Annotated in this window: 2 tRNA genes and 3 rRNA genes; all 5 read right to left on the bottom strand. The window is 52.2% G+C overall.

The features are described from left to right. Positions 1-302: 302 nt before the first annotated feature. A 5S ribosomal RNA gene (gene rrf, locus IR141_RS11885) occupies positions 303-415 on the bottom strand. A gap of 150 nt (positions 416-565) precedes the next feature. Further along, positions 566-3,449, bottom strand: a 23S ribosomal RNA gene (locus IR141_RS11880). 357 nt (positions 3,450-3,806) lie between these two features. Next, positions 3,807-3,882: transfer RNA gene (locus IR141_RS11875), tRNA-Ala, on the bottom strand. Positions 3,883-3,887: 5 nt separating this feature from the next. Next, positions 3,888-3,964, bottom strand: a tRNA-Ile gene (locus tag IR141_RS11870). 115 nt (positions 3,965-4,079) lie between these two features. Further along, positions 4,080-5,620 (bottom strand): 16S ribosomal RNA (locus IR141_RS11865). Together the 16S, 23S and 5S rRNA genes with 2 tRNA genes alongside form the textbook arrangement of a ribosomal RNA operon. Positions 5,621-5,781: the final 161 nt, after the last annotated feature.

Genomic DNA, 5,781 nt, shown 5'->3' with positions numbered 1-5,781 from the left:
ATAAATAAAGTTTCAGTTTCATGGTTTTGCTCCGTAATGAATATTGTGGCGGTACCGCCCTTCTTCCCTCATCTGTCCGGTACTGCATTCATCATAAACGATGGGTCCCGTTTTTCAAATACTTTTCCGCCGGCAAACGGTAACCATGGTAACTGTTGTTGCCGTCCGGCAACACTTTACTTTTGGGATTTGGATTGGTTCCCTTATTCCGTTATCTCTGCGCTTCTATAGCGTTTCCCGTTTGTTGTTTTCTGACCGAAAGCAAGCCCCCGATACTTCCGTACCGGGGGCTTTGAAGGGGTGTCTGGCAGTGACCTACTTTCACATGGGTATCCACACTATCATCGGCGCTGGGTCGTTTCACGGTCCTGTTCGGGATGGGAAGGCGTGGGACCAACCCGCTATGGCCGCCAGACTTAAACTGTACAAATCAAAAAGCCGTTACGGAGGTTTTGCTCCGCTTATTTATTCTTTAACCAACATTGCGAGTATCGGTGATGAAGTATCTTCATCGGTAAGCTTTATCTCTGAGGCTTTGTTTATGTTTCAAAGTCCTTCAAATGATAGAGTCAAGCCTCACGAGCAATTAGTATGGGTTAGCTCCACGCGTTACCGCGCTTCCACACCCCACCTATCAACGTCCTGGTCTCGAACGGCTCTTTAGTGCGGTCAAGCCGCAAGGGAAGTCTCATCTTCAGGCGAGTTTCGCGCTTAGATGCTTTCAGCGCTTATCTCTTCCGAACTTAGCTACCCGGCGATGCGACTGGCGTCACAACCGGTACACCAGAGGTTCGTCCACTCCGGTCCTCTCGTACTAGGAGCAGCCCCCGTCAAACTTCCAACGCCCACTGCAGATAGGGACCAAACTGTCTCACGACGTTTTAAACCCAGCTCACGTACCACTTTAAATGGCGAACAGCCATACCCTTGGGACCGACTACAGCCCCAGGATGTGATGAGCCGACATCGAGGTGCCAAACTCCGCCGTCGATATGAACTCTTGGGCGGAATCAGCCTGTTATCCCCGGAGTACCTTTTATCCGTTGAGCGATGGCCCTTCCATACAGAACCACCGGATCACTATGTCCTGCTTTCGCACCTGCTCGACTTGTCGGTCTCGCAGTTAAGCTACCTTTTGCCATTGCACTATCAGTCCGATTTCCGACCGGACCTAGGTAACCTTCGAACTCCTCCGTTACGCTTTGGGAGGAGACCGCCCCAGTCAAACTGCCTACCATGCACGGTCCCCGATCCGGATCACGGACCTGGGTTAGAACCTCAAAGACACCAGGGTGGTATTTCAAGGACGGCTCCGCAAAAACTGGCGTTTTTGCTTCTCAGCCTCCCACCTATCCTACACAAATGCCTTCAAAGTCCAATGCAAAGCTACAGTAAAGGTTCACGGGGTCTTTCCGTCTAGCAGCGGGGAGATTGCATCTTCACAACCATTTCAACTTCGCTGAGTCTCGGGAGGAGACAGTGTGGCCATCGTTACGCCATTCGTGCGGGTCGGAACTTACCCGACAAGGAATTTCGCTACCTTAGGACCGTTATAGTTACGGCCGCCGTTTACCGGGGCTTCGATCCGATGCGCTAACATCTTCAATTAACCTTCCGGCACCGGGCAGGCGTCACACCCTATACGTCCACTTTCGTGTTGGCAGAGTGCTGTGTTTTTAATAAACAGTCGCAGCCACCGATTCTCTGCGACCCTCCAATGCTTACACCGCAAGGGCTTAACATCAGAGGGCATACCTTCTCCCGAAGTTACGGTATCAATTTGCCGAGTTCCTTCTCCCGAGTTCTCTCAAGCGCCTTAGAATTCTCATCCTGCCCACCTGTGTCGGTTTGCGGTACGGTTCTGATCCAACTGAAGCTTAGCGGCTTTTCCTGGAAGCGTGGTATCGGTTGCTTCGTATCCGTAGATACTCGTCGTCACTTCTCGGTGTTTTGAGCGCCCGGATTTGCCTGAACACTCCACCTACCGGCTTAAACAAACTATTCCAACAGTTTGCCAACCTAACCTTCTCCGTCCCCACATCGCATTGAATCAAAGTACGGGAATATTAACCCGTTTCCCATCGACTACGCATTTCTGCCTCGCCTTAGGGGCCGACTCACCCTACGCCGATGAACGTTGCGTAGGAAACCTTGGGCTTTCGGCGAGCGGGCTTTTTACCCGCTTTATCGCTACTCATGTCAACATTCGCACTTCTGATACCTCCAGCATGCTTTACAGCACACCTTCTACGGCCTACAGAACGCTCCCCTACCATGCGCCAGGCGCATCCGCAGCTTCGGTTACAGATTTGAGCCCCGTTACATCTTCCGCGCAGGACGACTCGACCAGTGAGCTATTACGCTTTCTTTAAATGATGGCTGCTTCTAAGCCAACATCCTGGCTGTCTGGGCCTTCCCACTTCGTTTACCACTTAATCTGTCATTGGGGACCTTAGCTGGCGGTCTGGGTTGTTTCCCTCTCGACAACGGACGTTAGCACCCGCTGTCTGTCTCCCATGATTGCACTTTCCGGTATTCTTAGTTTGCCATGGGTTGGTAAGTCGCAATGACCCCCTAGCCATAACAGTGCTTTACCCCCGGAAGTGATACATGAGGCACTACCTAAATAGTTTTCGGGGAGAACCAGCTATCTCCGAGTTTGTTTAGCCTTTCACCCCTATCCACAGCTCATCCCCGCATTTTGCAACATGCGTGGGTTCGGACCTCCAGTACCTGTTACGGCACCTTCATCCTGGCCATGGATAGATCACTCGGTTTCGGGTCTACACCCAGCAACTCTGCGCCCTGTTAAGACTCGGTTTCCCTGCGCCTCCCCTATCCGGTTAAGCTCGCTACTGAATGTAAGTCGTTGACCCATTATACAAAAGGTACGCAGTCACCCCAAAAGGGCTCCCACTGTTTGTATGCATCAGGTTTCAGGTTCTGTTTCACTCCCCTCCCGGGGTTCTTTTCGCCTTTCCCTCACGGTACTGGTTCACTATCGGTCGATGATGAGTATTTAGCCTTGGAGGATGGTCCCCCCGTCTTCAGACAGGATTTCTCGTGTCCCGCCCTACTTGTCGTATACCCAGTACCACCATTCGGATTTCGAATACGGGGCTATCACCCGCTATGGCTGACTTTTCCAAGTCATTCTTCTATCCCAACGGCTATCGTATACAGGCTCCTCCGCGTTCGCTCGCCACTACTTGCGGAATCTCGGTTGATTTCTTTTCCTCCGGGTACTTAGATGGTTCAGTTCTCCGGGTTCGCTTCTCCGGAGCTATGTATTCACTCCGGGATACTTAGTAAACTAAGTGGGTTTCCCCATTCGGACATCGCGGGATCTCAGCCTTATTGCCGGCTCCCCCGCGCTTTTCGCAGGCTTACACGTCCTTCTTCGCCTATCATCGCCAAGGCATCCACCTGATGCACTTATTCACTTGACTCTATCATTTGAAGAACCTTCCGACTTCGCAGCAACCGGCGTTGACTACCAATCCTGCTTAGATTCCCTAATCTGATAAAGCTTACTGCTTTGTTGTGTACCATATCCTGCCTTTTGTCTTTCAGGATACGGTCGATACAATCATCACCCAAATACTGCGGCCGGATTCTTTTCAGACGGCCTCAACCGCCCAAACCCCGGCATCTTGCAGATGCCCGAGTCAAATCCGACCAACTTTGTCTTTGTTTGTTGATTTCGGCTTTCCAATTTGTTAAAGAACAATGCGGTATCGGGAATGTTTGTTCCCAACAACGCAAATCAAAGCAAACTTCACAATCCGCTTTCATTTGCACTGTTTTGGTGGAGGCAAACGGGATCGAACCGATGACCCCCTGCTTGCAAAGCAGGTGCTCTACCAACTGAGCTATGCCCCCAATCATGGTGGGTCTGGGAGGACTTGAACCTCCGACCCCACGCTTATCAAGCGTGTGCTCTAACCAGCTGAGCTACAAACCCAGGCCCCGTTACGGACAACAAACATTGCGCCTGCCCTCCGAAACCTTTAACCGCATCTTCAATGCCACAGTTCACCGATAAGTGTGGATGCCCCAAACCCTCTTCTTTTCTCTAGAAAGGAGGTGATCCAGCCGCAGGTTCCCCTACGGCTACCTTGTTACGACTTCACCCCAGTCATGAAGCATACCGTGGTAAGCGGCCTCCTCGCGGTTAGCCTGCCTACTTCTGGTATCCCCCACTCCCATGGTGTGACGGGCGGTGTGTACAAGACCCGGGAACGTATTCACCGCAGTATGCTGACCTGCGATTACTAGCGATTCCGACTTCATGCACTCGAGTTGCAGAGTGCAATCCGGACTACGATCGGTTTTATAGGATTGGCTCCGCCTCGCGGCTTGGCTACCCTCTGTACCGACCATTGTATGACGTGTGAAGCCCTGGTCATAAGGGCCATGAGGACTTGACGTCATCCCCACCTTCCTCCGGCTTGTCACCGGCAGTCTCATTAGAGTGCCCAACCAAATGATGGCAACTAATGACAAGGGTTGCGCTCGTTGCGGGACTTAACCCAACATCTCACGACACGAGCTGACGACAGCCATGCAGCACCTGTGTTACGGCTCCCGAAGGCACCCTTCCGTCTCCGAAAGGTTCCGTACATGTCAAAACCAGGTAAGGTTCTTCGCGTTGCATCGAATTAATCCACATCATCCACCGCTTGTGCGGGTCCCCGTCAATTCCTTTGAGTTTTAATCTTGCGACCGTACTCCCCAGGCGGTCGATTTCACGCGTTAGCTACGCTACTAAGGCATCAAGTGCCCCAACAGCTAATCGACATCGTTTAGGGCGTGGACTACCAGGGTATCTAATCCTGTTTGCTACCCACGCTTTCGGGCATGAACGTCAGTATTGTCCCAGGGGGCTGCCTTCGCCATCGGTATTCCTCCACATCTCTACGCATTTCACTGCTACACGTGGAATTCTACCCCCCTCTGACATACTCCAGCTACCCAGTTCAGAACGCAGTTCCCAGGTTAAGCCCGGGGATTTCACATCCTGCTTAAGTAACCGTCTGCGCCCGCTTTACGCCCAGTAATTCCGATTAACGCTCGCACCCTACGTATTACCGCGGCTGCTGGCACGTAGTTAGCCGGTGCTTATTCTTCAGGTACCGTCATCAGCAGTTGATATTAGCAACCACCTTTTCTTCCCCGACAAAAGTCCTTTACAACCCGAAGGCCTTCTTCAGACACGCGGCATGGCTGGATCAGGGTTGCCCCCATTGTCCAAAATTCCCCACTGCTGCCTCCCGTAGGAGTCTGGGCCGTGTCTCAGTCCCAGTGTGGCGGATCATCCTCTCAGACCCGCTACTGATCGTCGCCTTGGTAGGCCTTTACCCCACCAACCAGCTAATCAGACATCGGCCGCTCAGATAGCGCGAGGCCGTAAAGTCCCCCGCTTTCCTTCTCAAAGTGTATGCGGTATTAGCCGCCCTTTCGGACAGTTATCCCCCACTACCCGGTACGTTCCGATGCATTACTCACCCGTTCGCCACTCGCCGGCAGAAGTGCAAGCACTCCCCCGCTGCCGTCCGACTTGCATGTGTAAAGCATGCCGCCAGCGTTCAATCTGAGCCAGGATCAAACTCTTATGTTCAATCTCTAACTTAAAACTTCTGGTCTGCTTCAAAGAAACCGACAAGTCTGTTCCTTGTCTGTCTCTACGCAGTGCAGGGCCTAAGGCACCCACACTTATCGGTAATCTGTGTTGTTAAAGAACAGCTCCGACACCGGAGCAGAAAGCGAACTATACACAAC

It is taken from the genome of Neisseria sp. 19428wB4_WF04, assembly GCF_015235335.1.
GTDB classification, from domain to species: domain Bacteria; phylum Pseudomonadota; class Gammaproteobacteria; order Burkholderiales; family Neisseriaceae; genus Neisseria; species Neisseria musculi.
The sequence above is the reverse complement of the archived record's forward strand: the minus strand, read 5'-3'. Positions and strand labels throughout refer to the sequence as shown.